The sequence below is a fragment of the Rahnella inusitata genome (genome assembly GCF_018288855.1).
Taxonomy (GTDB): domain Bacteria; phylum Pseudomonadota; class Gammaproteobacteria; order Enterobacterales; family Enterobacteriaceae; genus Rahnella; species Rahnella inusitata.
In genome coordinates this window covers 4,162,862-4,188,806 of the sequence record NZ_CP065024.1, presented here as the reverse complement: position 1 = coordinate 4,188,806, position 25,945 = coordinate 4,162,862, and the positions used below count along the sequence as shown (strand labels likewise).

Here is a 25,945-nt window from a genome sequence, read left to right as displayed (position 1 = left end):
AATATGTCTGGGAAATTAACGTGCTTTAAAGCGTATGACATCAGGGGCGAACTGGGGACGGAATTAAATGAAGATATTGCCTACCGAATAGGGCGCGCGTACGGGCAATATTTAAAACCCACAAAAATGGTGGTGGGTGGCGATGTCCGTTTAACCAGCGAAGCCTTAAAACTGGCTCTGGCAAGGGGATTACAAGATTCAGGTACGGACGTGGTTGATATTGGTGTCACGGGGACGGAAGAGATTTATTTCGCGACGTCATATCTCAGCCTTGATGGCGGCATTGAAGTGACGGCCAGCCATAATCCGATGAACTACAACGGCATGAAACTGGTGCGCGAAGAATCAAAACCGGTCAGCGGCGATACCGGTCTTCATGAAATACAACGTCTGGCCGAAGCTAATGATTTTAAAACGATTGATCCCGCTAAACGTGGCAGTTACGAGAAAGCTTCTGTACTCGATGCCTACATTGATAAATTGATCAGCTATATCAATTTTGACCATTTCACCCGGCCACTGAAGTTAGTCCTTAACTCAGGGAATGGGGCGGCTGGTCATGTTGTTGATGCCTTAGAAGAGCGGTTTAAACAAGCCGGTGCGCCCGTCGAATTTATTAAAGTCCACCATCAGCCGGACGGTAATTTCCCCAACGGTATTCCTAATCCGTTATTACCCGAATGTCGCCAGGATACGACCGATGCCATCATCAAACACCAGGCTGATATGGGTATTGCTTTTGACGGTGATTTCGACCGGTGTTTCCTTTTTGACCACACCGGTGAATTTATTGAAGGTTACTACATTGTCGGATTACTGGCCGATGCGTTTTTGGAAAAACATCCCGGCTCCCGAATCATCCATGATCCGCGTTTAAGCTGGAATACCATTGATATCGTGACGCAGGCCGGTGGCGTACCTGTTATGTCTAAAACCGGCCATGCCTTTATCAAAGAGCGTATGCGCCTGGAGAATGCGGTGTACGGTGGCGAAATGAGTGCGCATCATTATTTTCGTGATTTTTATTACTGCGACAGCGGCATGGTGCCGTGGTTACTGGTGGCTGAATTAATGTTGGTCAAAGGCCAGTCACTGCGAACAATGATTAATGATCGCATCACCGCCTATCCGGCATCCGGTGAAATAAACAGCATTCTGCTTCAGCCCAAAGAAGCGATTGGCCGCGTATTGTCGGTTTACGAAGGTGACGCGCTGCAGATTGATTATACCGATGGCATTAGCCTGGAATTTGAAGAGTGGCGTTTTAACCTGCGCAGTTCGAATACAGAACCTGTCGTGCGACTGAATGTAGAGTCCCGCGCTGATATTAAACTGATGCAGGAGCAAACCCAAAAGATCCTGTCAATTCTGTGTCAGGAATAATTTAAATCCAGAGGTTTCCATTATGTCACATGATGTGAGTGTTGGAATTGTCGCCGACTGGCTGGTGACATTTGCAGGTGCTGAAAAAGTTATCGCTGAGTTTATTAAAATATTTCCCGAGGCAGAATTGTATTCGGTGGTGGATTTCCTGTCTGATGAAAACAGAAAATTATTCTATGGAAAAAATGTCACGACTTCATTTATTCAACGCTTACCCTTTGCCAAAAATAAATACCAAAATTATCTGCCATTAATGCCGCTCGCTATTGAACAACTCGATGTGACAAAACATGACATCGTTTTATCCAGCAGCCATGCGGTGGCGAAAGGCGTGTTGACGGGGCCTGATCAACTTCATATCAGTTATGTGCATTCTCCTATTCGTTATGCCTGGGATTTTCAACACCAATATCTGCGGGAGTCTGGATTAAATAAGGGATTGAAGGGGAAACTCGCTCGCTGGTTTTTACACAAAATCAGGATCTGGGATTCCCGCACTGCCAACGGTGTCGATCACTTCGTGGCGAACTCCCAGTTCATTGCCCGTCGGATTAAAAAGGTCTACGGGCGTGATGCCGATGTTATCTACCCGCCGGTGGATGTGGAACGTTTTACACTGCAGGAAGAGAAAGAGGATTTTTATTTCACCGCATCACGCATGGTGCCTTACAAGCGTATTGACCTGATTGTCGAAGCCTTCACGCAGATGCCGGACAAAAAACTGGTGGTTATCGGCGACGGTTCGGAAATGGCGAAAATCAAAGCGAAGGCCGGGAGCAATATTGAAATCCTCGGGTATCAGCCCGATGCCGTTATGCAGAGTCATATGCGTCGCGCTAAAGCCTTCGTATTTGCCGCCGAAGAGGATTTCGGTATCACGCCGGTCGAAGCGCAGGCCTGTGGCACACCTGTGATTGCTTATGGGAAAGGGGGCGTTCTCGAAACGATACGACCTTATGGAGAAGCGCATTCCACGGGGCTGTTTTTCGCGCAGCAGACTGTCACCTCATTGATACAGGCCGTCCGTCAGTTTGAGCTGATCCATAAGTCTATTCTCCCGCAAGATTGCCGGGATAATGCACTGAGATTTTCTGCAGAACGTTTTCATCAGGAACTGGATGATTATATTAAAACGAAATGGAATGAATTTAGCGATCGCAAAAAAATAAGATATTAGTATTTAATCCCATGTAGTGACATTGACTGATTTCACATCTTACTTCTGTTTTATTTTTCTGGTTTGAAGACCTTACAATTCTAATCTTGCATCCCAAAAAAATGCGTTCTTTTTAATTGTAATCCAAGGATCGTGTATGTCTAAAGTTGCACTTATTACCAGTATAACTGGACAAGATGGTTCTTATCTGGCTGAGCTTTTATTAAAAAAAGGCTATACAGTCCACGGTATTAATCGACATATTCCTTTATCAGCCAGACAGCATACTGAATTTATTGATGACGGGTTCAGTATTCATTCTCCCGGATTTTATCTTCACGAGGAAGATCTGGCGGATACCTCTTCACTTAACAACCTGCTGGCCCGGCTTGCACCCGATGAAATTTATAATCTCGGCGGATTACGTCATACCGCTGAACGCCATCGTCATCACTCTTCTTATACTGAGGCAGACATCAGCGCGCTGAGGTTTCTTGAGGCAATCCGTTCTCAGGGGCTTGAGCAGAAAACCCGCTATTACCACGCATCGCCTGCCGAGCTGTGTGGTCTGGTTAACGGTATGACAATTAATGAAATGGTGACCTCTACTCTCTGCCCGCCGGAAACCGTTGCGCTGATTTCCGATTTTTGGACGGTGGTGAATTATCGCAAAACGTTTGGAATCTATGCCTGCAACGGCATTCTTTTTAATCATGAATCGCCGCGCCGCAGCGAGCATTTTGTGACCCGTAAAATCTCCATGGGGCTCGCGAATATCACTCAGGGGCTGGAGCAGTGTTTGTATCTGGGTAATCTCAATGCGTTACGTGACTGGGGGCATGCGAAGGATTACGTCAAAATGCAGTGGTCGATGTTGCAGCAAGATGAACCTGAGGACTTTGTGATTGCGACCGGCGTGCAATATACGGTGCGTCAGTTTGTCACCTTTGCGGCGCTGGAGCTGGGTATCAAGCTTCGGTTTGTCGGCAAGGGCACCGAGGAGAAAGGAGTGATTGCGGCGATAATCAGCCCGATTGCGGCGGCGTTAAAAGTCGGCGATGTAGTGGTGGCCGTTGATCCTCGCTATATCCGTCCTGCGGAAAAGTGCAAAGTCTCGGCGAACCCGACCAAAGCCCGTCGCAAGCTGGGCTGGGGGCCTGAAACATCGTTACAGGATTTGGTCATTGAGATGGTACAGGCCGATCTGGCCTCAGCTAAAGAAATGGCCCGGCTCAAACTTTATGGATGAATGCCGCTGACCAACAACCTTACCGCTGTAAAAGCCGAAGAATGTCTATATTCTTCGGCTTTTTTTTTGCCAATCAGCCGGTTTTATCAGGCTGTAAGATCAAAACGCGATCAGTCTTTGGGTCACTTTGTTTTTTTAGCAGCAGTGTGGCAGATACCACTGAGAGGAGAGTCCGTATCCCAAAAAGCAAAAAACCAGCCCTTAGGCTGGTTTCTTTAAATATGGTGCCCGGACTCGGACTAACGCCGCAGGCGTTTGAACAACGGCTTTGCCGTTGGCCCGCAGGGCGAGCCTGTTAAGGCGAGTCATCGAACGGAGTTCGATGGAGAGTCCGCACCCCTAAAAGCAAAAAACCAGCCCTTAGGCTGGTTTCTTTAAATATGGTGCCCGGACTCGGAATCGAACCAAGGACACAGGGATTTTCAATCCCTTGCTCTACCGACTGAGCTATCCGGGCAACGCGGCGCATTAAACCGTATTGGGCATGTGTCGTCAACGGGTTTTTATGACAAACGGCGGGTTGGTCACCCGAGTGATGTTTTTTACAACGATTTGCCGCTTTTCCCTTCAACGTCTTCACTGAGCCACGAAAGCCTCTGCGGCGTGAGAAATTTCGCGCTGCGGCGGTGTCGCATTCTGTAAGAATTTGGCGCTATGTTCAGGGTTGAACAGGGGGTAAAAAGATGACATTATTGCGCCGATTTATTAAACAACTCCCGTTCCCGTTTTCACGCGACAGCTCAAGAGGGTTGCGGCATGGCTGGTTTATCACATCGCGCTTTATGTTTTTTCTCTCAGCGCAGAACACATCTGATGATGATCTCCGGGTGCTGTAAACACCACGATTTCAGTTTTCCTCCTTTTGCAGATCCTTTCATGCGGTAAGGCTACCGTTTGCCCGCTGTAGGCATTATTAAAAACAGAGAATTCACTTCCTGCTCTGATTTTACTGTTGTCTATCAGACGTGGCTGAGCCTGAAACGCCAACTGTCACCACCTTGCCGCACCGGCATCGTCCCGTCACACTCGACGTCTCACTCAGGCCAACGTCAATTGCCGGGCTGGACTCTGCGCATTGTTTTCTTATGACGGAAGTGCCAGCTCATTGCCGTGCCCTGTGGCACACCCTCTTACTTAACCGTTTGAGAGTCTGAATGAAACTTTTAAAACTTGCAGCAAGCACCTCCGTTTCCCCCTATCTCCAGACCGCGCGTCTGGTGGCTGACCTGCGTCGCGCTGATTTTGCCGACGTCGCCGCCATCATTATCTCCGTCGGGGATTTGAACCACGGCAGGCTGGCGGAAATTGAAAAGCTGGGGTTTGGTATTCCCGCGTTTGTCGCTGTGCAGGGAACCGAGCAGGTTTCGCCTGAGTTTTTACCGGCGCTGAAAGGGGTGATCACCTTATCGGACGCCAATCAGGCGTTTTATGGCGCGCAGATTGAATCCGCGGCGCAGGCCTATGAAGAAGCTTTGTTCCCGCCGTTTTTCGACACGCTGAAAAAATATGTCGAAATGGAGAACGCCACCTTCGCCTGCCCTGGGCATCAGGGCGGTGAGTTTTTCCGTCGCCATCCGGCAGGGCGTCAGTTTTATGATTTCTACGGCCCGAATATTTTCCGCTCTGACATGTGCAATGCCGACGTCAAGCTGGGCGATTTGCTGATCCATGAAGGCTCGGCGAAAGATGCGCAAAAGTATGCCGCCAAAGTCTTTAACGCGGATAAAACTTATTTCGTTCTAAACGGCACGTCGGCGGCGAATAAAGTGGTGACCAATGCACTGCTGACCCGAGGCGATTTGGTGCTGTTCGACCGTAACAACCACAAATCTAATCACCACGGCGCACTGCTCCAGGCGGGCGCGACGCCGGTGTATCTTGAGACGGCGCGTAACCCGTTCGGCTTTATCGGCGGTATCGATGCTGCGTGTTTTGACGAAGATTATTTGCGCAATCAAATCAAACAGGTTGCGCCGGATCGCGCCGGTGAGAAGCGTCCGTTCCGCCTGGCGATTATTCAGCTCGGCACCTACGATGGCACCGTTTACAACGCGCGTCAGGTGGTCGATAAAATCGGACACCTGTGCGATTACATCCTGTTTGACTCCGCATGGGTCGGCTACGAGCAATTCATCCCGATGATGAAAGAGTGCTCGCCACTGTTGCTGGAGCTGAACGAGAACGATCCCGGCATCATTGTCACGCAGTCAGTGCACAAGCAGCAGGCTGGCTTCTCTCAGACGTCGCAAATCCACAAAAAAGATAACCATATCAAAGGCCAGAAGCGCCATTGCAGCCATAAAAAGCTCAATAATGCTTTCATGATGCACGCCTCCACCAGCCCGTTTTATCCGCTGTTTGCCGCGCTGGATGTCAATGCGCGTATCCACGCGGGCGGCAGCGGTAAACATATGTGGATGGAATGCGTGAAGCTCGGTATCGAAACCCGCAAGATGCTGCTCGAACAGTGCTCGATGATTCTGCCGTTCGTGCCGCCGGTTGTTGACGGTATCGCCTGGCAGAACCATGAAACGGAGAAAATGGCCAATGACGTGCGCTTCTTCGATTTCGTGCCGGGTGAGCGCTGGCATGCCTTCTCCGGCTATGCCGAGAAGCAGTATTTTGTCGACCCGTGCAAACTGCTGCTGACCACGCCGGGCATTGATGCAACGACCGGTAAGTACACCGAATTCGGCATTCCGGCGACCATTCTGGCGAACTATCTGCGAGAAAACGGCATTGTGCCGGAGAAGTGCGATCTGAACTCGATCCTGTTCCTGCTGACGCCGGCAGAAACACCGGCCAAAATGCAGTTGCTGGTCGAGGAAATTGCGCGTTTTGAGCAATATATCGAAGAAGATGCGCCACTCAGCGAAGTGCTGCCGACGGTGTATCGTAAAAATGAAGATCGTTATCGCAATTACACCATCCGCCAGCTGTGCCAGGAGATGCATAACCTGTACGTCAGTTTTGACGTCAAGGAACTGCAAAAAGAGATGTTCCGCGAGAAGAGCTTCCCGCAGGTGGTGATGAACGCGCAGGATGCGCATAACGAGTTTATCCGCGACAACATTGAGCTGGTGCCGATTGGTGAAGCAGAAGGCCGTATCGCCGCAGAAGGCGCGCTGCCTTATCCTCCGGGCGTACTCTGCGTGGTGCCGGGCGAACTGTGGGGCGGCGCGGTGCAGCGTTACTTCATGGCGCTGGAAGAGGGCATCAATCTGCTGCCAGGCTTCTCCCCTGAGTTGCAGGGCGTTTATATCGAGAAGAAACCGGTCGGCTGGAAACGCGTGATGGGGTACGTGATAGCGGTGTAATGTGTTAATTCCATTGTAAATAAGGGGCGAAAGCTCTTTATTTACTTGATTAATATAGATGGCTTATTGCGAGGTAGTCGCGGGAAATATATATTAGCGTTTAAATTATTATTTATAATGCTTCGTTGATTGCCATATAAATAACATATTAAACATTCCTTATCAATTAGTTGACTTATTGTTTATTTTTGGTATTTTACACGCGGTCATTTAACTAACTCATTATTGTCGATATTTTTATTGATTGACTTTTTTATACTCAATTTATTTTAAATCCATTAATGAGCTTTCATATTCGTTTTTTATTATCGCTATTTAATTCAAGGGAAAGAATGAATGGTAGTATGTAAAGGGCTGCCTTTAATTATTATGATAACACTCCCTCTATTAAGTGCATGCACGGTTGTTCCCGGGAGTCACTTGCCACTTTTAGGGAAAACGGTCAAACAATCAGAGAGTGCTACTGTTAATATTAATGACCTCGTCGATGTTTACCCGATCACTCCAGATCTCGTTGCGCATATGCAAAGTAAGCCTGTCATCGCACAAACGAATCCTGTATTAGAAAAAGAGTTAAAAGCCTACGAATACCATATTGGTATTGGTGACGTTATTATGGTTACCGTCTGGGATCACCCGGAGCTGACAACGCCAGCGGGGCAGTATCGCAGTGCCGGTGATACGGGAAACTGGGTGCATGCAGACGGTAGCATCTTTTATCCTTACATCGGAAAGGTTGACGTCGTGGGTAAAACGGTAACAGACGTTCGGGAAGATATTACTGAAAAACTTCGTAATTTTATCGAGTCACCTCAGGTCGATGTGAGCATTGCGACTTTCCGGTCTCAGAAAACGTTTGTGTCAGGAGAAGTGGTCAGAAGCGGACCACAGGCAATTACCAATATTCCGTTGACCGTCATTGAGGCAATCAATCAGGCGGGAGGTATTACGGAGTTTGCCGACTGGAATAACGTTACGCTGACAAAAAATGGAGAAGAAAAACATATATCATTATTAGCGCTTTTGCAAAATGGCGATTTGACTCAGAATTACCTCTTATATAATGGTGATATTCTTTATATACCGCGTAATGATGCGCTCAAAATTTTTGTTATGGGTGAAGTCAACAAACAAGCGACCTTAAGGATTGATCGAAATGGAATGTCGATCACCGAGGCTTTGGGTAATGCGGGGGGAATTGATCAACTGAGTAGTGATGCCAGTGGTGTTTTTGTTATTCGATCAAATAAGAATAAATCGCCAGCAAACAAAAAAATAGCCACGATTTATCAGTTGAATATCCAGGATGCATCATCACTCGTTCTCGGTACTGAGTTCTTACTTGAACCCTACGATATTGTCTATGTCACAACAGCTCCTGTTGTGCGTTGGAATCGCGTTGTGAGTCAGTTAGCGCCAACGATCACGGGCATAAACAGTGTAGTTGAAGCGGCGAGGTGGACACACAGTTGGGGAACATAATTTGTAAAAAAATTCTGGTTGTCTGTGTGGGCAATATTTGTCGCTCACCTGTCGGTGCGGAAATTTTGCGCAGACGGTTGCCCCGACAAAATATTTATTCAGCCGGACTTTGTGCGCTTGTCGGACATTCTGTTCATCCCTCCGCCTTACAGGTTGCGTCGCAATATGGAATAGTTATAGAACATCATTACGCACAACAGGTTACCCGGGCTTTATGCCATCAGGCTGATCTGATCCTTGTTATGGAGACATCGCACATTCCTTTGCTCGTCAATATCGCGATTGAGGCCAGAGGAAAGATAATGCTCTTCGGCGGCTGGCACAAAAATAAAAATATCCCCGACCCTATAGGTTATGATGAACCCATATTTAACACTATGTTTCATCATCTTCTTGAGGCCGCCGATGGATGGGTAAGATTTTTCGATAAATAAAGTTTTCGTTTTTATAAGGAAGTAATATGTCAAATAATATACATACCCTTACTCCCGAATCCAAACAAGAGGAAATAGATATCTCTCAAATCCTGGGTGTGTTAGTGGATGGTCGTTATTTTATAATCGTAATTGTGCTGATCGCTATTGTTATTACAGTCGCCATTCCTCAATTATCTACACCAGTTTATCGAGCTGATGCATTAATTCAACTCGAGAAAGATAAGAATAGCAGTTTTTTCCCGGAATTAATGACGAATTTGCCGGGCGCAGCACCGGTATCATTATCTGAAAGCACACTGATTAAATCCCGATCCGTACTGTCGCAAACAGTCGATGAATTTGATCTGGATTTAGGCATTTCTGAAGAAAAAAAGAGTATCTGGAATAAATTCTCCTCCTTGTTTTCCAGGGGTAAGAAACCGACGCTTAAAATCCTGCAGTTTGATATTCCAGATTATCTGCAGGATAAACCGTTTGAGTTGACTATTCTTGCAGGAGAAAAATATGTCTTGCAGAGTGATAATTATCAGGTAACAGGGAGTATCGGAAAAATACTCAATGATAACGAACTGAATGTTTTTATTGAATACACGGATGCAGTGGCGGGCAAGCATTTCACCATACATAAGATCGATCAGGTTGAAGCGGTGGAACAACTCCTGAAACGGCTTTCAGTAACGGATATCGGTACGAATAGCGGTATGCTGAAGCTCTCATTAACAGGAACAGATATAAAGCAGATTCCCGGTGTATTAGATTCTATTTGCAATAATTACATACGCCAAAACATAGCAAGAAACTCCGAGGTCGCCAGAAAAAGCCTAAATTTTTTACAAACGCAAATTCCCAAGATCAAAAAACAGCTGGAAGAATCTGAGACTGCACTCAACTCATACCGGGAGATGAATGATAGCGTAGATATCTCTATGGAGACGAAGGTACTGTTAGATAAAAGTATTGCTAACGCAACTCAGATTAATGAACTGGCGCTGGAAGAAGCCTCTGTCTCTGAGAAATACACGAAGGGACATCCCTTGTACAAAGCATTAAATGAAAAACAGATGATGCTAAATAAGAAGAAAAAAGAGATCGATTCAAAAATAAATGAGATGCCTAAAACTCAGCAAAACATTATGCGTCTTACTCGTGATGTGCAGACCGGAAATGAAATTTATATGCTCCTGCTGAGTAAACAGCAAGAATTGAATATTACTCAGGCAAGTGAGATTGGGAATGCGCGTATTATTGATGAGGCGGCAGTAAATTATCATCCCATGAAACCTGCCAAGTCTCTGTTATTGATCATTGGTGCTATGTTGGGTTTTATTATTTCTTCTGCAATTCTTCTTATTCGTTGTTTTCTTCAGCGCCTCGTGACGACGCCCGAACAACTGACACAGCTGGGGTTGACGGTATACAGCGAAGTACCTTATGTCCGCAGGAATAAAGCAAATGCATCAGGACTCATAGTCCTGAAAGATCCCTATCATTTAACGGTTGAGGCCATCCGAAGTCTGAGAACGAGCCTTTATTTTACGATGAAGTCCTCTAAAAATAAGATCATCATGATCTCAGGCCCTGACAGCGGTGTCGGGAAGAGTTTCATCAGTGGTAATCTTGCGGCAGTATTTTCTCAGTCAGGATTGCGTGTGTTATTGATTGATGCTGATATGCGGCTTGGGCATATGCATACACAACTGGAAGTTTCAGTGGGTTATGGCGTATCGGATATTTTATCGGGTAAAAAAAGCATTGAAGAGTGCATTGTTCATACAGCGCTCGAGAAGCTGGATTTTATTTCCAGAGGACCCGTTCCGAACAATCCTTCCGAGTTATTGCTAGGTTCATCGCTCGCCAGTTTATTGAATTATGCAAATGATAATTATGATTTAGTGCTTGTAGACTCGCCCCCTCTTTTGCGGGTAGCCGATGCCATTATTATTGCAAAACTCACGGGGACAAATCTGATCATTTCCCGTTTCGAACTCACTAAGTTGCATGAGATCAGCGCGACTATTTCTCGTTTTGAGCAGGCAGGATGCCGTATCAATGGCGTGGTATTAAATGCGATTAAAAGACGCTCATCGCGATCCCTTAGGAGTAAGTATTACGGGTATTATGGTTATGGTGAAGAGAAACGTCAGCCTTAGATAAAAAACGGAGACCCTTTCGGATCTCCGCTTTCATTTCTCATGCCATAAACCTCAATCCACGCGGCGATAGCTGCGCTGCGTGTTGTTCACTTTGTACAGATAACGACGTGATTCGGCTGAAGGGTGTTTTGTCGTCAGGGTGGCGTAGACGTCACCGGCAGACATGCTGTTGATGATACTAAACGCCTGTGTCTTATCACGGGAGAACACGCGTAACACGCTGCCTGCACCGCCGTTGTAAGCGGTAATCACCGCATAGCGACGCGCCGTTGGATCGTTAATATTCCCCAGATACGTTTTCTGCAAAATCGCCAGATACGCCGTACCTGTGTTGATATTATTTTGCGGATCAAACAGATAGCTGCGGCTAGGTTTGCCCCATTTCCCTTCGGATTTAAACACATCCACGCCTGCGGTGTGCTGCACGACCTGCATCAGCCCCAGCGCATCGGCGTTACTTACCGCATACGGGTTAAACGCGGATTCAGTCTGCATAATCGCCAGGATCAGTGACTGATCGACACCGTATTTGGCAGACGCTTCGCGGATCATCGGCAGATATTTGTGCGCACGCTGATTCAGGTGGTTTGGCACCATCTGGATAGTCACGGAATAGATGACGTGCAGACCGGACTGGCGGCGCATCAATTTGTTCTGAATCAGATAATCAGCAAAGCTCGCGGCGCGGCCTTCCCAGCGAATTGGCTTACCGGTGTTATCGAGCACCTGCCCGTACAGCATCGGTTCGCGGCTGATCTGAATGTCATTGGCGTCGGAATACAGGTCGACGTTACCCGGGTCTTCACCCACCAGTAAGGTGCTGATGATAGCCTGACGCAGGCTGGCGGCCGGATCGGTGCCCGAAATGGTTTCGAGGGTGATGGTACCCGCATCAAAGTTGATGTGGCTGCGGGTGTAATATTGATCGCTGTATTTTACGTAGTCCTTAGGACCCGCAATCAGCACCTCATTCATCCCCCAGATGTTCTCGATATTGTGGGCAAATTGGCCCATCAGAATATCGAACCCATTGGTGTCTTTGACGTAAGCTTCGTTGAACTGGTCTTTCTTACTGCCGGAGCAGGAGATCAGCATCGGGGCGATAACCAGCAAAGCTAAAATTTTCTTCATCTTAAAACCATTTCTGGTGATAGAAGCAGACACCCGAAAGCGGCTGCTTTGTTGTTATTGATGATTATTTTTGAACGATCAGCTTGAAGGCGGGGTATAGCCTTCAATGTGCACATCCTGACCTTCGAACAGAAAATTCACCATTTCCTGTTCCAGCAGTTTGCGGTCTTCGGGGTTCATCATGCTGAGTTTCTTTTCGTTGATAAGCATCGTCTGCTTGCTCATCCAGCGCGACCAGGCTTCTTTCGAAATCTCGTTATAAATGCGTTTGCCAATCTCGCCAGGGTACAGCTGGAAATCTTGCCCTTCGGCATCCTGCTTCAGGAAAGTGCAAAAAATTGTTCTGCTCATACTGATTCCTTATCGATCGTTTTTGGGGACGGTTGTTTTGCCAGTTGCGTCAGTAAACGCTCCACCGGCGCGGCCAGCCCGACGAATTGTGGTTGCGCTAAGTTATACCAGAGACCCGCACCTTCATCCATGCAACCCGCAGATGTTCGCAGATTTAACCACATCGGGACGATATCCAGATGGAAATGGCTGAACGTGTGACGAAAAGCGGTCTGCTGTTGAAGCTGATTCGGCGTTGCGCCGTATTTATGCAACCCCTGCACCAGTTCCTCTTCGGTGGCATATTGCGGGAAGCAGAACAAGCCGCCCCACAGGCCGACCGGCGGACGCTGTTCCAGCCACACTTTGTCATCTTGCTGAATCATCAGCATAAATGCGGTGCGCTCTGGCAGGGTTTTCTTGGGTTTCTTGCCAGGGTATTTTGCCCAGCTGTTGTGCGCATAAGCTTCGCAGCCGGTTTTCACCGGGCAGAGTTCGCATTTCGGTTTGCTGCGCGTGCAGACTATCGCACCGAGATCCATCATCGCCTGATTAAACTGGGCGACGCCTTTTGCTGGCGTCACGTCTTCGCTTATCGCCCACAACCGGTTCTCCGTTTTCTTGTCGCCTGGCCACCCGTCCACGGCATAACACCGCGCCAGCACGCGCTTCACATTCCCGTCTAAAATGGGATAGTGCTGATTCAGCGCCAGCGAAAGGACTGCGCCCGCCGTCGAACGTCCAATACCGGGCAGGGCGAGGATTTCATCGAACGTCGTCGGGAATACGCCGCCGTGCTGGCTGGCGATAGTCTGCGCCGCTTTATGCAGATTGCGCGCACGGGCGTAATAGCCTAGGCCGGTCCACAGGTGCAGCACTTCGTCGAGCGGTGCGGCCGCGAGATCAGACACCGTCGGGAAACGTTGCATAAAGCGTTCAAAATAGGGGATCACCGTCGCAACCTGGGTTTGTTGCAACATCACTTCTGAAAGCCAGACTTTATAAGGTGTTTTTTCGAGTTGCCAGGGCAGCGTTTTGCGGCCATAACGCTGATACCAGTCGAGCACCAGCATTGAGAAATTTTTTGCTTCCATGAAACCAGGGGCTTCCATCATGGGTGAATTACAGTCCGGCAGGGTTAAAAGACGGGGGTGATCACATCACAGTTGTTATCGGGCTGTAAACCGGAACTTTCCGGACTGTATTGACGGATTTCGTGCCCGCAATCCTTGCTTATCGGGAGTAAGTTTGGATAATGCGCCATTCTTCATAGTTAATGACCAAAACACCGCAGTGACCGAATACCGCGTCTTGCCAAACGGAGTGGAAACACCATGAAAAACGACGTCATTTCACCGGAGTTCGACGAGAACGGTCGCGCTATGCGCCGTATCCGTAGTTTTGTCCGCCGTCAGGGCCGTCTGACTAAAGGTCAGCAACACGCGCTGGACAACTTCTGGCCGGTGATGGGCGTGGAATATCAGGCAGAACCGCTGGCAATCGACGCACTGTTTGGTCGCGAAGCGCCGGTCGTGCTGGAAATTGGTTTTGGCATGGGCACCTCGCTGGTGACCATGGCGCAGAACAATCCGCAGCAAAACTTTATCGGTATTGAAGTGCATTCGCCGGGTGTCGGTGCGTGTCTTGCGACCGCACACGAAGAGGGTGTCAGCAACCTGCGCGTGATGTGTCACGATGCGGTAGAAGTGCTGGAAAAAATGATCCCCGATGGCTCACTCGACATGGTGCAGCTATTCTTTCCTGACCCGTGGCACAAAGCACGTCATAATAAGCGCCGGATTGTTCAGCCAGCGTTCGTGGAACTGCTGCGCATTAAACTAAAAGTGGGCGGCGTATTCCATATGGCAACCGACTGGGAGCCGTATGCCGAACACATGCTTGAGGTGATGACCAGCTTAGAAAACTGGAAAAACCTCTCGCAGGAAAACAACTATGTACCGCGCCCGGAATCGCGCCCGGTGACCAAGTTCGAAATGCGTGGCCAGCGTTTAGGCCACGGCGTATGGGATCTGATGTTTGAGAGGAAGCAATAATGGCTAAGAATCGCAGTCGTCGTTTACGTAAGAAGTTACACATTGCCGAGTTCCAGGAACTGGGCTTCTCTGTAAAATGGCGTTTCCCGGAAGGTACTCCGGTTGAAACCATCGACGAATCACTGGATCTGTTTATTGAAGGTGTGATCGAGCCAAACAAACTGGCCTTTGATGGCAGTGGCTATCTGCAGTGGGAAGGCCTGGTTTGCCGTCAGGAAATCGGTCATTGCACCGATGAGCACCGTGAGCAAATCAAAAAATGGTTGGAAGACCATAAAATGGAAGCGGTTGAAGTATCAGAACTCTTCGATATCTGGTGGGATTGATCTCCGCAGATTGACTAAGAACGCTGAAATTAAAGGTGCCTTTCCGGCACCTTTGTTACATCTGGAGGCAGGACGTTGGGTACCGAACTTGATAACAGTTTGCTGGAAGAAATTCTCCAGCAGGTCAGGCCGCTGATTGGCCGTGGCAAAGTCGCCGACTATATCCCTGCGCTGGCTGAAGTCAGCCCCGATCATTTAGGGATCGCCGTGTGTACCACGAAAGGAGAAATCTTTCGTGCCGGTGATGCCGATACCCGGTTCTCTATCCAGTCCATCTCCAAAGTGCTTAGCCTGACGCTGGCGCTGACCCGTTATCAGGAAAGTGAAATCTGGCAGCGCGTCGGCAAAGAACCCTCCGGCCAGCCATTTAATTCGCTGGTACAGCTGGAGCTGGAACAGGGGAAACCGCGTAATCCCTTTATCAATCCTGGCGCGCTGGTGGTGTGCGATATGCTGCAAACCCGCCTGACTGCGCCGAAGCAAAGAATGCTGGAAGTGGTACGTCAGCTGGCTGGATCGCCAGATCTCAACTACGATCGGCACGTTGCGCGTTCAGAGTTCGATCACTCCGATCGCAACGCGGCCATTGCGTACCTGATGAAGTCTTTCGGGAATTTCGAGAATGACGTCATCACCGTTTTGCACACCTATTTCCACTACTGCGCACTGCGCATGAGCTGCGAAGAACTGGCGCGAACCTTTGTTTATCTGGCCAATAAAGGCCATCCTTTAGGCAGCGAACAGCCGCTGATTGATGCCCGTCAGGCGCGGCAGATTAACGCCATGATGGTGACCAGCGGCATGTACGACGGTGCAGGTGAATTCGCCTACCGCGTAGGGATGCCGGGTAAATCGGGCGTCGGCGGTGGCATTCTGGCCGTGGTGCCGGGGGAGATGTGCATTGCGGTGTGGTCACCCGAACTTGATACGGCAGGGAACTCTTTGGCCGGTATTGCTGCCTTAGAACTGCTGGCTCAGCGTATTGGCCGTTCAATTTTTTAAGTTTGCAGTCTTAGGGAGAGTACATGTTAGTGAAAACCGGTGTTGTGAAAAGTAGGGTTTTAAAGACATCAGTGGCCGCGATGCTGGCGCTGACGGCATGGAGTGCGCAGGCCGATTACCAGTGCGCCGTGCAGCCAAAAGAAGATGTCGTCATCAAGCCGCAAACCGTGCAGATTGTGGGCACCAGCAGCGACTTGCTGATCACGCCAAACGGCAACGTGACCCTCAACGGTAAAGAAATCACCCTGAGCGCGAAACAGCGTCAGGAAGCCATCGACTATCAGGCGTCCCTGCGCCGTGATTTGCCGTGGATAGATCAGGGTGCCACTGCGCATCTGGAAAAAGGCCGTGTGGCCGTTGACCGCGTGATCGTCGAAAAACTGGGCAGCGACAGCAATGTGCGCAACCGTCTGGTTACGCTCGATAAGCAGTTGAAACAGCAGATGAATCTGATTATCGAGCATCGTACCGATGGTCTGACGTTCCACCATAAAGCGGTCGATCAGGTTAAACAGAATGGTCAGAAGCTGATGGAACAAACCATGGGCGGCGTGATGCAGGACAGCATCAATGAAATGGGCCTGAAACAGGCGGCCAGCGGCGGTAATCCGCTACAGGCGATGATGGGCAATCTGGGCGGTCTGCAACAGGCGGTTCAGGATGAGTGGAGCAAGCAGGAAAAAGAGTTCAAAGCCTTTGGTGATGACGTGTGTAAGCGCGTGACCGCACTTGATACGCAGCGTAAAACCCTGCTGGCTGATTTGAAACAGTAATCCCTCAGCCCAAAATGCAGTGACAAAAAAACCGCGATTAAGCGGTTTTTTTGTTGGTTCAGCATTCAACGCTCAGGGAGGATTTGAAATCCCTGAACCCGGCATCATTCCGCTAAAAACAACTCCAGCAACGAGTTCAGGAACAACTTCCCTTTGCGGGTGATCTGCCAGTGCGTCTGCGTTTCAACCAGATATTCTTTTCCAATAGCCTCGTCCAGCTGCGCGCGGATCACGGATTCTTCCTGTCCGGTATACAGGCTAAATTCTTCGCGCGGCGCCGCTTCCAGCAGGCGAAAACGGTTCATAAAGAACTCGAACGCCAGATCTTCGGTTTCGACCGCATGCTGTTTGTCCATGTAACGCCCCTGCATGTAGCCGCGCGGGTGTTTAGTCTTCACGGTACGCAGGATTTGCCCGTCAGGCTGCGTCAGCTTGCCGTGCGCGCCACAGCCGATGCCGAGATAATCCCCGAATCGCCAGTAGTTGAGGTTGTGCTGGCACTGATACCCTGGCCTGGCGTAGGCGGAGGTTTCATATTGCTGATAACCGGCAGCGGTCAGGAGCTGATCGCCTTTCTCGAAAATATCCCAAAGCGCATCGTCATCCGGCAGGGTTGGCGGACGCGAGGCGTACATCGTATTAGGCTCGATAGTCAGCTGATACCACGACAGGTGCGGCGGATTCAGAGCAATGGCCTGACGTAAATCGTCCAGCGCCTCTTCGAGCGTCTGATCCGGCAAGCCATGCATCAGATCCAAATTGAAGCTGCGCAGGTTAAGGCCGGTGGCCAGATGCGCGGCGCGTTTAGCTTCTTCAGGGCCGTGAATGCGCCCCAGACGCTCCAGTTTCTGCGCATCGAAACTTTGTACACCAATCGAAATACGGTTAACACCGGCGCGCTGATAAGCGCTGAAGCGGTCAGCTTCGACGGTACCGGGGTTGGCTTCCATCGTGATTTCAGCCCCGGCCTCAAGCGGCAAACGTGCCCGCACGCCGTCGAGCAGGTCTTGCATCGCTTTGCTGCTCAGCAGGCTTGGCGTTCCGCCGCCGATGAAAATCGTCCCTACGCTGCGATCGCCCACCAGATGCAGATCCGCATCCAGATCCGCCAGCAGATGTGCGACATAATCGTCATGCGGCACTTCGCCCTTTAACGCGTGCGAGTTGAAATCGCAGTAGGGGCACTTTTGCACGCACCACGGAATATGGATGTAGAGACTCAGCGGCGGCAACTTACGCATTCTTTTGTACTGCCTCTTTCATCGCGGCCAGTAACAGTTTCAGCGCCTGACCACGGTGGGATACCGCGCTCTTTTCTTCACGCGTCAACTCTGCGGCCGTTTTGCCAAGCGCCGGCACGAAGAAAATTGGGTCATAGCCAAAACCGCCTGCACCGGCTTCGGCGAAAGCAATCTCACCCGGCCAGCTGCCGTGGCAAACCAGCGGCGTCGGATCTTCCGCATGGCGCATATACACCAGCACGCAATGGAACTGCGCAGCGCGCTGCCCCTGCGGAACGTCTTTCAGCGCGACCAGCAGCTTGTCGAGATTTTGCTGATCACTGGCATCAACACCTGCGTAACGTGCGGAGTAAATGCCCGGTGCGCCGCCGAGAAAATCGACCGCCAGACCGGAGTCATCGGCAATCGCAGGCAAACCGGTTTCTGCCGCCGCGTGGCGGGCTTTCAGGATGGCGTTCTCGATGAACGTCAGACCGGTTTCTTCGGCAGACTCAACGCCGAGTTCGGTCTGTGCGACCACGTCCAGCCCGAAATCTGCCAGCAGATGTGCGAGTTCACGGACTTTACCGGCGTTGCCGGTAGCTAATACGACTTTCTGCATGGGAAGGTCCTGATTTAACGAATTATTCAGCGAGCAGTACCGCGACCTCGGCCGGGATATTTTGCGGATGGGTAATGCGGACTTGTTTATGGCGGCCCAGCTCGCCCTTTTCAATGCTGACCTGACTTTTGGCGACTTTAAACTGTTTGGCGAGAAATTTCACCAGATGCGTGTTCGCCTGACCGTCAACCGGCGGGGCGGTAATGGCGACTTTCAGTTCGTCGCCATGCAAACCGACCAGGCTGTCACGGCTGGCTTTGGGCTGGATAACCAGCCGCAAAACCAGCTCGTCGGACTGCCAGAAAACCGGACTTAGAGCTGGAACCACAGGGCACCCAGCAGATCCATACCGAGATAATTCAGCATGTAGAGGATCAAAATCACCACCATTGCCGAGAAATCAATGCCGCCCATCGCCGGGAGAATACGGCGGATTGGCGACATCAGCGGCTCGGTTAACTGCAACAGCAGGAAATCCATCGGGCCGCGACCCTGACTTACCCAGCTCATCAGAGAGCGGATAATCACCAGCCAGAACACCAGATAACCGGCAGCTTTCACCAGGCCTATCAGGCCAATCAACAAATTGCTCAGCCCGATATAAATGCCACCGCTTTGGATCAGCAACAGCAGCGGGAATTTCAGCGTGCAGAGCAGGAAAGCCAGCAGCAGGCTCGCGCTGTCGATTGGGCCCAGCGGCGGAATGATACGACGCAGTGGTCCGATAACAGGCTGTGTAATCTTCACCACAAACTGTGAGAACGGGTTGTAAAAATCAGTGCGAGCCCACTGCATCCAGATGCGCAGCAGTAAAACCATGACATAGAGGTCGATAAGAGTCTTGACCAGAAAAGTCAGCGTAAGCATAAATCCCCTTTGCCCTTCATCCTTCGAGCCGCTCCTGCGCTGGCAGCCTTCGTGAATCCTGGTCACATACTGATGTAGGCTTCCAGGACTTCGACTCAGTTGCCGCTTTGATGCGACTCAAATGATTTTGAGCATAAATTATAATTAAAACAGTTTTTCCATTTCCTGCGCGCGGGTAATGGCGGCCTGCATGGCCTCGGAAACGATCCCCGGTAATTTGCGATCGGTGAAGACTTTCAGAGCTTCAAAAGTGGTTCCGCCTTTGGACGTCACATTCTCACGAAGTTGTGACAATGGCGTGTCCGGACTGGCGGCCACTAACGCGGTGGCACCGCTGGCGGCTTGTTCAACCAGCATCCTCGCGGCATCTGCGCTGAAACCGAGACGCTGCGCTTCGGCCTGCATCGCTTCCATAAACAGGAAGAAATACGCCGGTGCGCTGCCTGCGGCGGCAATAATGTGGTTGATACCTTCTTCGGTATCGACCCAGCAAATTTTGCCGACCGCCGTCATCAGTTCGCCGCTGTAATCGCGATCCGCCTGCGACACCTGTTTAGGCGCATACAGTCCGCTCATGCCTTTTCCCACAAGGGATGGCGTGTTCGGCATAATGCGCACAATGTTCAGGTTATCACCGAGCAATTCGCAGAAACGCGCGACGCTGACGCCTGCGGCAATCGACAGTACCAGTTTGCCGCTAAAATCCACGTCTTTTTGCAGTGCTTTACACACATCTGCCATCATTTGCGGTTTAACGGAGAGCACTACGACGTCCGCTTCATTGGCGCAGCCGTTGTTGTCGCTGCTGCTTTTTACACCGTATTTCTCAGCCAGCACGTCACGGTGCGTGGCAGAAGGGGCACAAACGCTAATAAGCGCCGCCGGATAGCCGCTTTCGACCAGACCAGAAATGATCGCGCCTGCCATGTTACCTGCGCCGATAAAACATAATTTGCGATGTTGCATTCATGCTCCTTGTTTTTAATGGGGGCTGAATTGAGCCGATCAATAGTAAAACAGTAAACCGCCAACGCTGTTTATTGTTTTGCGCTGTAATCACGGGCACCGAAAATGGCGGTGCCGATACGTACCATGGTGCTGCCTGCAGCAATCGCAGCGGGCATATCGTCAGTCATGCCCATCGACAGCGTATCTGCCTGCGGGCAAATCGTCTGTAACGTTTGCAGCGCCTCGCGCATCTGCCCGAAAACTTCCAGCTGACGTGTGTAATCGCTTTCTGCCGCCGGGATCGCCATCAGGCCGCGCAGTTGCAGATTCGGCATCGCCATAATCTGCGTAGCCAGCGCTGCGACGTCACCGACGGCAATACCGGATTTACTGGCTTCATCGCTGATATTCACCTGAATCAACACCTGTAACGGCGGCAAGCCAGCCGGGCGCTGTTCGTTCAGGCGCTGGGCGATTTTCAGCCGGTCGATGGTGTGGCACCAGTCAAAATTCTCCGCCACTAAACGGCTTTTGTTCGACTGTAACGGTCCGATGAAGTGCCAGGTGAGCGCGGGCTGATGCCCGGCAAAGTGGGCTATCTTATCCACCCCTTCCTGCACGTAGTTTTCACCGAACGCCAGCTGACCGGCGGCAATCGCTTCTTCGACAGCGCTCGCAGGTTTTGTTTTGCTGACTGCAAGCAAGGTAATTTCTTCTGAAGACCTGCCGCAAAGCTGTGCAGCGGCTGCGATTTTCTCGCGGACATTCTGTAAGTTCTGCTCAATAGCGTTTTGCTGACTAAGGCTCATAGGGACTCAGGAGGATTTCAACATGGATATTGATGGATTAGTGGTGCGTAGTGTAAAGCAAAATGCCTCCGATCTGCACCTTTGTACCGGCTATCCGCCGATGTTGCGTATTGATGGCGAATTATGCCGCTGCGAGGATCTGCCGGTGATCGACGCGCCCCTGATGCAGGCGCTCTGCGGCCAGTGGCTGGATGATGCGCAGCAGGCGGTCTTGCAGCAGGCCGGACAGGTGGATAAAGCCCTGACGCTCGGCGAAGGCGTGCGGATGCGCCTCAATGTCTTCCGGCAATGGCACGGACTGTCTGCGGCGCTGCGACCGATCCCCGCCTGCTGCCCCGAATTGGCAAGTTTGCGGGCACCGGATATTTTGCAGCACATCATCATGCAGGAGGATGGATTGATTCTGGTCACCGGAGCAACCGGCAGCGGGAAATCTACCACGCTGGCTGCGCTGATTGACCACCTCAACCGCCATTCTGCGCGGCATATTATTACGCTGGAGGATCCGATAGAGCTGATTCACGTCAGCGAGCGATGTCTTATCCAGCAACGCGAGCTGGGTTTGCATACGCGATCGTTTGGTGAAGCGGTACGCGGCGCGTTGCGCGAAGACCCGGATGTGTTGCTGCTCGGTGAGCTGCGCGATACTGAAAGTATCCGGCTGGCGCTGACGGCGGCGGAAACCGGGCATCTGGTGCTTGCGACGCTGCATACGCGCAATGCGACGCAGGCCATCGACCGGCTGGTCGACGTCTTCCCGGCAGAAGAAAAGGCTTTCGTACGGGCACAGCTGGCGGGGAGTTTACGCGCAGTGGTGGCACAAAAGCTGGCGGTGACGGAAGCGGGAGAAGGTATAAAGGCGGGCAGGGTGGCGCTGTTCGAAGTACTGACATCGACGCCAGCGGTGTGCAATCTTATTCGCGAAGGCAAAACACATCAGCTGGCGGACATTCTGCAAACCGGCGCGCAGGCCGGAATGCAGACGTTTGCCCAAAGCCGGCAGCAGCGGCAAAGCGCCGGATTACGGGTCAGGGAGCTGGCTGACTCCACTGTTTCTCGAACCAGCTTTCCAGAATGATCACCGCAGAGGCGGCATCGACACTGCCTTTATCGAGCGCGCGGAAACCGCCACGGTCGAACAGGTCGGCGCGGGCTTCGACGGTACTCAGACGTTCATCGTGCAGCTCCACCTGAACGCCAAAACGGCCATGCAGACGATTAGCGAATTTGCGGGCGCGGGCAGTCAGCGGCTGTTCGGTGCCGTCCATGTTCAGCGGCAGACCCACCACCACGACGTCTGGCAGCCACTCTTTAAGCAGCTTCTCGATCTTCTGCCAGTCCGGCGTGCCGTCCTGCGCTTTAAACGAGGTCAGCGGGCGTGCTGTACCGGTGACTTCCTGACCGATGGCCAGACCGATGCTTTTGGTGCCGAAGTCGAAGGCAAACACCGTGCGGTTCGCCATTATGCGTGCCCCGCGTGGGTGGCGAGCTGGCTAACATCAATGCCGATCATTTTCGCGGCTTCGCGCCAGCGGTCAGCAATCGGTGTGCGGAAGAGAATGTCGCTGCTGGCTTCAATCGTCAGCCACGCGTTATCCAGCAATTCTTTTTCCAGCTGACCCTGTTCCCAGGCGGCGTAACCGAGGGCCACCAGCACATCTTTCGGCTGGTCGGGCGTCCCAAGAGTTTCCAGCACGTCTTTAGAGGTGGTGATCATGGTGCTGTCAGAAATAAGAATGCTGGAGCCAAAACCTTCGCGCGGGGTATGCAGGATAAAACCGCGGTCGTCGGCCAGCGGACCGCCGGAGAAAACAGGGCGATCGAGGCGGATATTCGGGTCGCGCGGCTGAGGGCTGATATCCAGCTTATCGAGGACATTTTCAATGGTGAAATCGTCGACCAGCTTATTAATTACCAGACCCATTGCGCCATCTTCATTATGTTCGCAGATATAGACAACAGAACGTTTGAACTGGGGTTCATCCAGCCCGGGCATCGCAATGAGAAAGTGATGTTGTAGATTCATGGTATGCAGGATGTTTAACCTCAGAAAGTAATGATGGCGCAGTCAACTGCGCCATTGTGCAGCGGTTTTGTTTAGCGCGCGGCGAGGCGCTTTTCGATAGCGTCCATCAGCATGCCGGTGACGGAAATCGGGAAGGCCGCTTCGATTTCACGTGCACAGGTCGGGCTGGTGACGTTAATTTCGGTCAGGCGGTCACCGATGATATCCAGACCGACAAAGATCAGGCCTTTCTGCTTGAGAATTGGCGCGACGGTGCGCGCGATCTGCCAGTCACTTTCGCTTAACGGACGCGCTTCGCCACGGCCACCGGCGGCCAGATTACCGCGGGTTTCGCCCTGTGCAGGGATGCGAGCCAGACAGTAAGGCACCGGTTCACCATCGACGACTAAGACGCGTTTGTCACCGTCTTTGATAGCAGGCAGATAGTTTTGCGCCATGCAGAAACGCGTGCCGTGCTCGGTCAGGGTTTCGATAACCACCGAGACGTTAGCGTCTTCCGGTTTCAGACGGAAGATCGACGCGCCACCCATGCCGTCCAGCGGCTTGAGGATCACATCGGTGTGCTCTTTATGGAAGGCTTTCAGCTGCGCGGAATTGCGAGTCACCAGCGTATCCGGCGTCAGTTCCGGGAACCATGCGGTGAACAGCTTTTCGTTACAGTCGCGCAGGCTCTGCGGTTTGTTCACGATAAGCGTGCCGTTTTCTTCAGCACGTTCGAGAATATAGGTGGCATAAATGAATTCGGTATCGAACGGCGGATCTTTACGCATCAGGATCACGTCGAGATCCTGCAGGGCGATATCCTGCTCGGTGCCGAATTCATACCAGCCGTCGTAATCTTGTTTTACGCTGAGTTTTTTGGTCGTCGCACGGCCTACTCCTCCGCGCAGATACAGGGAATTCATTTCCATGTAGTGCAGTTCGTAACCACGACTCTGCGCTTCCAGCAACATAGCGAAACTGGTGTCTTTTTTGATGTTGATGGATGAAATCGGGTCCATCACGATGCCAAGCTTGATCATGTCGTTTCCTCTTATCCCAGATCGCCGAAACGGACCTGTAAGGCCGTTATCGCGGTGAGTGCTGTGGTTTCTGTACGCAGAACACGGGGTCCCAGTAGGATATCAGTAAATCCGTAACCGGAAGTCATTGCAATTTCATCGGCGGACAAACCGCCTTCCGGGCCGATCAGCAGACGGACATGCTTCACCGGCAGCGGCAGGGTATTGATGCTGTGGCTGGCACGCGGATGCAGGTTCAGCTTCAGGCTGTCATCCTGCTCGGCACACCAGGCTTCCAGCTGCATCGCAGGACGAATTTCCGGGATACGGTTGCGGCCACACTGTTCGCAGGCGGCAATGGCGATTTTCTGCCACTGCTGCAATTTTTTCTCCAGACGCTCGCCGTCCAGTTTGACGCCGCAGCGCTCAGAGAACAGCGGAGTAATGGTGTTTGCACCCAGCTCGATGGATTTCTGAATGGTGAATTCCATCTTGTCGCCGCGAGAAATCACCTGGCCGAGATGCAGATTTAGCGGAGACTCGTTGTCAGACAACACGCCTTCGCCGAGGCTGACGCGCACACTTTTCTTATCCACCTGCGTAATGCTGGCCTCGAAGACCTGATTGCTGCCATCAAATAGCTGGACAGCCTGACCGGGCTGCATACGCAGAACGCGTCCGACGTGGTTAGCGGCATCTTCGCACAGTGCAATTTCGCTGTGGGCGATCAGTGTTTCGGGATGATAAATGCGGGGTATGCGCATGTGTGGCTGCTGTCCTTAAAATGTTTAAGCGGGTTATTTTGGCGTGATTAGCCCGCATTGTCGCGAGCTAATGTGCTCTGATGGCGTGTTTAATACTAAGTTAGCTTTTTCTCTGAGCGCAAGCCTGCTGAACGTAAGGATTATGATTCCCCTGCACGTTAGCGATGCGGTTATCGCGTTCGCATTCCCACGCGGTGACCGGATACTGACGATCCCAGGCGGTAAACAGCTGTGTTTGCTGGCGGGAAAGATTCAGTTTGTACTGGTCACGCATGTAGAAATAGGTGCGGGCGATAGCGCCGCGTGCGCGGACTGGCGGCTCGGCGGATTTGGCTTTAAAGTCGACTTTCATCTCGCAGCGTCCGTACTGGCCTTCACCGCCATTCCACTGGCTGTACATGAAGTTGTTGCGGTCACCGTTCACTTCACCAATTGCCGGCTGAAGGTTATGCAGATCGGTTTCTACCTGACGGTAATCGGCATTTTTCGCACAGTTTTTGCGCCCGCCGTCCTGCCAGCACTGCATCTGGTGGCCGAACTGCCACGCAGGCACCACGTGTTCCCATTCAATCCGGCTGGCGCGCTGTTCGCTTTTACGTACCGCGTAACCGCAGGATTTCAGATCCGGCGTCCCTTTTTTGCCCTGCCAGCTGATGTCACATCCGCAATAGAAAGAGGGCGCGCCCTGATTGATTTTGACGGCCGCGGCTTTGGCCTGGCTGAAATTGTTGATGCTCTTGCCGGACTGGCTGAATGCGCTGAGCGGTGCCAGTGCCAGGATAAACAGAAAGGCTGAAAGCGTTTTACGAAACATGTTTCTAAATGACCTGATGTGAAAAGGTCGGAAGGGTAACGGATGCGGTGCGGTGTGACAATGGGACATTGCTGCTATTTA

Annotated in this window: 26 protein-coding genes and 1 tRNA gene; 12 read left to right on the top strand and 15 right to left on the bottom strand. The window is 51.3% G+C overall.

Going from position 1 to position 25,945, the window contains the following annotated elements; translation table 11 throughout:
- Nucleotides 1-3 precede the first annotated feature (3 nt).
- The 3 genes from cpsG to I2123_RS19640 all read left to right on the top strand — a co-directional run bounded on the left by cpsG (nucleotide 4) and on the right by I2123_RS19640 (nucleotide 3,788).
- The gene (gene cpsG / locus I2123_RS19650; RefSeq protein ID WP_213051318.1) at nucleotides 4-1,383 is read left to right on the top strand and encodes a phosphomannomutase CpsG; all 1,380 of its coding nucleotides are present in this window, start codon (nucleotides 4-6) and stop codon (nucleotides 1,381-1,383) included.
- A gap of 22 nt (nucleotides 1,384-1,405) precedes the next feature.
- Nucleotides 1,406-2,560, top strand: a complete 1,155-nt coding sequence (locus tag I2123_RS19645; RefSeq protein WP_213051317.1) for a glycosyltransferase family 4 protein — start codon at nucleotides 1,406-1,408, stop codon at nucleotides 2,558-2,560.
- 136 nt (nucleotides 2,561-2,696) lie between these two features.
- Nucleotides 2,697-3,788, top strand: a complete 1,092-nt coding sequence (locus I2123_RS19640) for a GDP-mannose 4,6-dehydratase (RefSeq protein ID WP_213051316.1) — start codon at nucleotides 2,697-2,699, stop codon at nucleotides 3,786-3,788.
- 381 nt (nucleotides 3,789-4,169) lie between these two features.
- Here the strand turns inward: I2123_RS19640 and I2123_RS19635 are convergent.
- Nucleotides 4,170-4,245: transfer RNA gene (locus tag I2123_RS19635), tRNA-Phe, on the bottom strand.
- 697 nt (nucleotides 4,246-4,942) lie between these two features.
- Between I2123_RS19635 and speF the strand changes: the two genes are divergently transcribed.
- From speF to I2123_RS19615, 4 genes are all read left to right on the top strand, one after another.
- Complete coding sequence (gene speF, locus I2123_RS19630; protein WP_112164151.1) at nucleotides 4,943-7,105, top strand: ornithine decarboxylase SpeF; 2,163 nt, start codon at nucleotides 4,943-4,945, stop codon at nucleotides 7,103-7,105.
- A gap of 336 nt (nucleotides 7,106-7,441) precedes the next feature.
- Nucleotides 7,442-8,587, top strand: coding sequence for a polysaccharide export protein (locus I2123_RS19625; protein WP_213051315.1), 1,146 nt, complete (start codon nucleotides 7,442-7,444; stop codon nucleotides 8,585-8,587).
- The gene (locus I2123_RS19620) at nucleotides 8,563-9,021 is read left to right on the top strand and encodes a low molecular weight protein-tyrosine-phosphatase (RefSeq protein WP_112164153.1); all 459 of its coding nucleotides are present in this window, start codon (nucleotides 8,563-8,565) and stop codon (nucleotides 9,019-9,021) included. Before I2123_RS19625 ends, I2123_RS19620 begins: the two co-directional genes overlap by 25 nt.
- 26 nt (nucleotides 9,022-9,047) lie before the next feature.
- Nucleotides 9,048-11,174, top strand: a complete 2,127-nt coding sequence (locus tag I2123_RS19615) for a polysaccharide biosynthesis tyrosine autokinase (protein ID WP_213051314.1) — start codon at nucleotides 9,048-9,050, stop codon at nucleotides 11,172-11,174.
- Between the two features lie 54 nt (nucleotides 11,175-11,228).
- Here I2123_RS19615 and mltC read toward each other — a convergent pair whose 3' ends face one another.
- The 3 genes from mltC to mutY form a co-directional block, all read right to left on the bottom strand.
- The gene (gene mltC / locus I2123_RS19610; protein ID WP_112164155.1) at nucleotides 11,229-12,308 is read right to left on the bottom strand and encodes a membrane-bound lytic murein transglycosylase MltC; all 1,080 of its coding nucleotides are present in this window, start codon (nucleotides 12,306-12,308) and stop codon (nucleotides 11,229-11,231) included.
- Between the two features lie 78 nt (nucleotides 12,309-12,386).
- Nucleotides 12,387-12,659, bottom strand: a complete 273-nt coding sequence (locus tag I2123_RS19605; RefSeq protein WP_112164156.1) for an oxidative damage protection protein — start codon at nucleotides 12,657-12,659, stop codon at nucleotides 12,387-12,389.
- Complete coding sequence (gene mutY / locus I2123_RS19600) at nucleotides 12,656-13,732, bottom strand: A/G-specific adenine glycosylase (protein ID WP_213051313.1); 1,077 nt, start codon at nucleotides 13,730-13,732, stop codon at nucleotides 12,656-12,658. The genes I2123_RS19605 and mutY overlap by 4 nt, the downstream gene beginning before the upstream one ends.
- 240 nt (nucleotides 13,733-13,972) lie before the next feature.
- On the opposite strand from mutY, the gene trmB reads away from it, so the two are divergent.
- The 4 genes from trmB to I2123_RS19580 all read left to right on the top strand — a co-directional run bounded on the left by trmB (nucleotide 13,973) and on the right by I2123_RS19580 (nucleotide 16,793).
- On the top strand, nucleotides 13,973-14,692 hold the full coding sequence (trmB, locus tag I2123_RS19595; protein WP_213051312.1) for a tRNA (guanosine(46)-N7)-methyltransferase TrmB: 720 nt from the start codon (nucleotides 13,973-13,975) through the stop codon (nucleotides 14,690-14,692).
- Nucleotides 14,692-15,018, top strand: a complete 327-nt coding sequence (locus I2123_RS19590) for a YggL family protein (RefSeq protein WP_112164158.1) — start codon at nucleotides 14,692-14,694, stop codon at nucleotides 15,016-15,018. Before trmB ends, I2123_RS19590 begins: the two co-directional genes overlap by 1 nt.
- Nucleotides 15,019-15,093: 75 nt before the next feature.
- Entirely contained in the window at nucleotides 15,094-16,020 is a 927-nt protein-coding gene (gene glsB / locus I2123_RS19585) for a glutaminase B (RefSeq protein WP_213051311.1), read from the top strand.
- 23 nt (nucleotides 16,021-16,043) lie between these two features.
- Entirely contained in the window at nucleotides 16,044-16,793 is a 750-nt protein-coding gene (locus I2123_RS19580; protein WP_213051310.1) for a YggN family protein, read from the top strand.
- A gap of 104 nt (nucleotides 16,794-16,897) precedes the next feature.
- Here I2123_RS19580 and hemW read toward each other — a convergent pair whose 3' ends face one another.
- From hemW to I2123_RS19550, 6 genes are all read right to left on the bottom strand, one after another.
- Nucleotides 16,898-18,034, bottom strand: coding sequence for a radical SAM family heme chaperone HemW (hemW, locus tag I2123_RS19575; protein ID WP_112164161.1), 1,137 nt, complete (start codon nucleotides 18,032-18,034; stop codon nucleotides 16,898-16,900).
- Nucleotides 18,027-18,635 (bottom strand): XTP/dITP diphosphatase, encoded by a 609-nt coding sequence (locus tag I2123_RS19570; protein ID WP_213051309.1) that lies wholly within the window; start codon nucleotides 18,633-18,635, stop codon nucleotides 18,027-18,029. Before I2123_RS19570 ends, hemW begins: the two co-directional genes overlap by 8 nt.
- Nucleotides 18,636-18,657: 22 nt before the next feature.
- Entirely contained in the window at nucleotides 18,658-18,963 is a 306-nt protein-coding gene (gene yggU, locus I2123_RS19565) for a DUF167 family protein YggU (RefSeq protein WP_112164163.1), read from the bottom strand.
- Nucleotides 18,948-19,502, bottom strand: a complete 555-nt coding sequence (locus I2123_RS19560; protein WP_112164164.1) for a YggT family protein — start codon at nucleotides 19,500-19,502, stop codon at nucleotides 18,948-18,950. Before I2123_RS19560 ends, yggU begins: the two co-directional genes overlap by 16 nt.
- A gap of 144 nt (nucleotides 19,503-19,646) precedes the next feature.
- On the bottom strand, nucleotides 19,647-20,468 hold the full coding sequence (proC, locus tag I2123_RS19555) for a pyrroline-5-carboxylate reductase (RefSeq protein ID WP_213051308.1): 822 nt from the start codon (nucleotides 20,466-20,468) through the stop codon (nucleotides 19,647-19,649).
- A gap of 71 nt (nucleotides 20,469-20,539) precedes the next feature.
- Nucleotides 20,540-21,259 (bottom strand): YggS family pyridoxal phosphate-dependent enzyme, encoded by a 720-nt coding sequence (locus I2123_RS19550; protein WP_213051307.1) that lies wholly within the window; start codon nucleotides 21,257-21,259, stop codon nucleotides 20,540-20,542.
- A gap of 22 nt (nucleotides 21,260-21,281) precedes the next feature.
- Here I2123_RS19550 and I2123_RS19545 point away from each other — a divergent pair, with 22 nt between their 5' ends.
- The gene (locus I2123_RS19545; RefSeq protein WP_213051306.1) at nucleotides 21,282-22,337 is read left to right on the top strand and encodes a type IV pilus twitching motility protein PilT; all 1,056 of its coding nucleotides are present in this window, start codon (nucleotides 21,282-21,284) and stop codon (nucleotides 22,335-22,337) included.
- Here the strand turns inward: I2123_RS19545 and ruvX are convergent.
- The 5 genes from ruvX to endA all read right to left on the bottom strand — a co-directional run bounded on the left by ruvX (nucleotide 22,288) and on the right by endA (nucleotide 25,864).
- Nucleotides 22,288-22,722 (bottom strand): Holliday junction resolvase RuvX, encoded by a 435-nt coding sequence (ruvX, locus tag I2123_RS19540; RefSeq protein ID WP_112164168.1) that lies wholly within the window; start codon nucleotides 22,720-22,722, stop codon nucleotides 22,288-22,290. The genes I2123_RS19545 and ruvX overlap by 50 nt on opposite strands.
- Complete coding sequence (locus I2123_RS19535) at nucleotides 22,722-23,285, bottom strand: YqgE/AlgH family protein (protein WP_213051305.1); 564 nt, start codon at nucleotides 23,283-23,285, stop codon at nucleotides 22,722-22,724. Before I2123_RS19535 ends, ruvX begins: the two co-directional genes overlap by 1 nt.
- A gap of 71 nt (nucleotides 23,286-23,356) precedes the next feature.
- Complete coding sequence (gene gshB, locus I2123_RS19530; protein WP_213051304.1) at nucleotides 23,357-24,307, bottom strand: glutathione synthase; 951 nt, start codon at nucleotides 24,305-24,307, stop codon at nucleotides 23,357-23,359.
- A gap of 11 nt (nucleotides 24,308-24,318) precedes the next feature.
- Nucleotides 24,319-25,050 carry a 16S rRNA (uracil(1498)-N(3))-methyltransferase gene (rsmE, locus tag I2123_RS19525; RefSeq protein WP_112164171.1) on the bottom strand — a complete coding sequence of 244 codons (732 nt, stop codon included), beginning with the start codon at nucleotides 25,048-25,050 and terminating at the stop codon, nucleotides 24,319-24,321.
- A 100-nt stretch (nucleotides 25,051-25,150) separates the two neighbouring features.
- Nucleotides 25,151-25,864, bottom strand: coding sequence for a deoxyribonuclease I (gene endA, locus I2123_RS19520; protein ID WP_112164172.1), 714 nt, complete (start codon nucleotides 25,862-25,864; stop codon nucleotides 25,151-25,153).
- Nucleotides 25,865-25,945 lie beyond the last annotated feature (81 nt).

Excerpts from the sequence above, each read along its gene's own strand:
- mltC (WP_112164155.1), bottom strand. The coding sequence starts at position 12,308 with ATGAAGAAAATTTTAGCTTTGCTGGTTATCGCCCCGATGCTGATCTCC.
- I2123_RS19590 (WP_112164158.1), top strand. The coding sequence starts at position 14,692 with ATGGCTAAGAATCGCAGTCGTCGTTTACGTAAGAAGTTACACATTGCC.
- I2123_RS19570 (WP_213051309.1), bottom strand. The coding sequence starts at position 18,635 with ATGCAGAAAGTCGTATTAGCTACCGGCAACGCCGGTAAAGTCCGTGAA.
- I2123_RS19550 (WP_213051307.1), bottom strand. The coding sequence starts at position 21,259 with ATGAGCCTTAGTCAGCAAAACGCTATTGAGCAGAACTTACAGAATGTC.
- I2123_RS19625 (WP_213051315.1), top strand. The coding sequence starts at position 7,442 with ATGGTAGTATGTAAAGGGCTGCCTTTAATTATTATGATAACACTCCCT.
- mutY (WP_213051313.1), bottom strand. The coding sequence starts at position 13,732 with ATGGAAGCAAAAAATTTCTCAATGCTGGTGCTCGACTGGTATCAGCGT.
- I2123_RS19545 (WP_213051306.1), top strand. The coding sequence starts at position 21,282 with ATGGATATTGATGGATTAGTGGTGCGTAGTGTAAAGCAAAATGCCTCC.
- I2123_RS19640 (WP_213051316.1), top strand. The coding sequence starts at position 2,697 with ATGTCTAAAGTTGCACTTATTACCAGTATAACTGGACAAGATGGTTCT.
- I2123_RS19580 (WP_213051310.1), top strand. The coding sequence starts at position 16,044 with ATGTTAGTGAAAACCGGTGTTGTGAAAAGTAGGGTTTTAAAGACATCA.
- hemW (WP_112164161.1), bottom strand. The coding sequence starts at position 18,034 with ATGCGTAAGTTGCCGCCGCTGAGTCTCTACATCCATATTCCGTGGTGC.
- I2123_RS19535 (WP_213051305.1), bottom strand. The coding sequence starts at position 23,285 with ATGAATCTACAACATCACTTTCTCATTGCGATGCCCGGGCTGGATGAA.
- I2123_RS19560 (WP_112164164.1), bottom strand. The coding sequence starts at position 19,502 with ATGCTTACGCTGACTTTTCTGGTCAAGACTCTTATCGACCTCTATGTC.
- gshB (WP_213051304.1), bottom strand. The coding sequence starts at position 24,307 with ATGATCAAGCTTGGCATCGTGATGGACCCGATTTCATCCATCAACATC.
- trmB (WP_213051312.1), top strand. The coding sequence starts at position 13,973 with ATGAAAAACGACGTCATTTCACCGGAGTTCGACGAGAACGGTCGCGCT.
- cpsG (WP_213051318.1), top strand. The coding sequence starts at position 4 with ATGTCTGGGAAATTAACGTGCTTTAAAGCGTATGACATCAGGGGCGAA.
- endA (WP_112164172.1), bottom strand. The coding sequence starts at position 25,864 with ATGTTTCGTAAAACGCTTTCAGCCTTTCTGTTTATCCTGGCACTGGCA.
- rsmE (WP_112164171.1), bottom strand. The coding sequence starts at position 25,050 with ATGCGCATACCCCGCATTTATCATCCCGAAACACTGATCGCCCACAGC.
- I2123_RS19605 (WP_112164156.1), bottom strand. The coding sequence starts at position 12,659 with ATGAGCAGAACAATTTTTTGCACTTTCCTGAAGCAGGATGCCGAAGGG.
- proC (WP_213051308.1), bottom strand. The coding sequence starts at position 20,468 with ATGCAACATCGCAAATTATGTTTTATCGGCGCAGGTAACATGGCAGGC.
- ruvX (WP_112164168.1), bottom strand. The coding sequence starts at position 22,722 with ATGGCGAACCGCACGGTGTTTGCCTTCGACTTCGGCACCAAAAGCATC.
- I2123_RS19615 (WP_213051314.1), top strand. The coding sequence starts at position 9,048 with ATGTCAAATAATATACATACCCTTACTCCCGAATCCAAACAAGAGGAA.
- I2123_RS19645 (WP_213051317.1), top strand. The coding sequence starts at position 1,406 with ATGTCACATGATGTGAGTGTTGGAATTGTCGCCGACTGGCTGGTGACA.
- speF (WP_112164151.1), top strand. The coding sequence starts at position 4,943 with ATGAAACTTTTAAAACTTGCAGCAAGCACCTCCGTTTCCCCCTATCTC.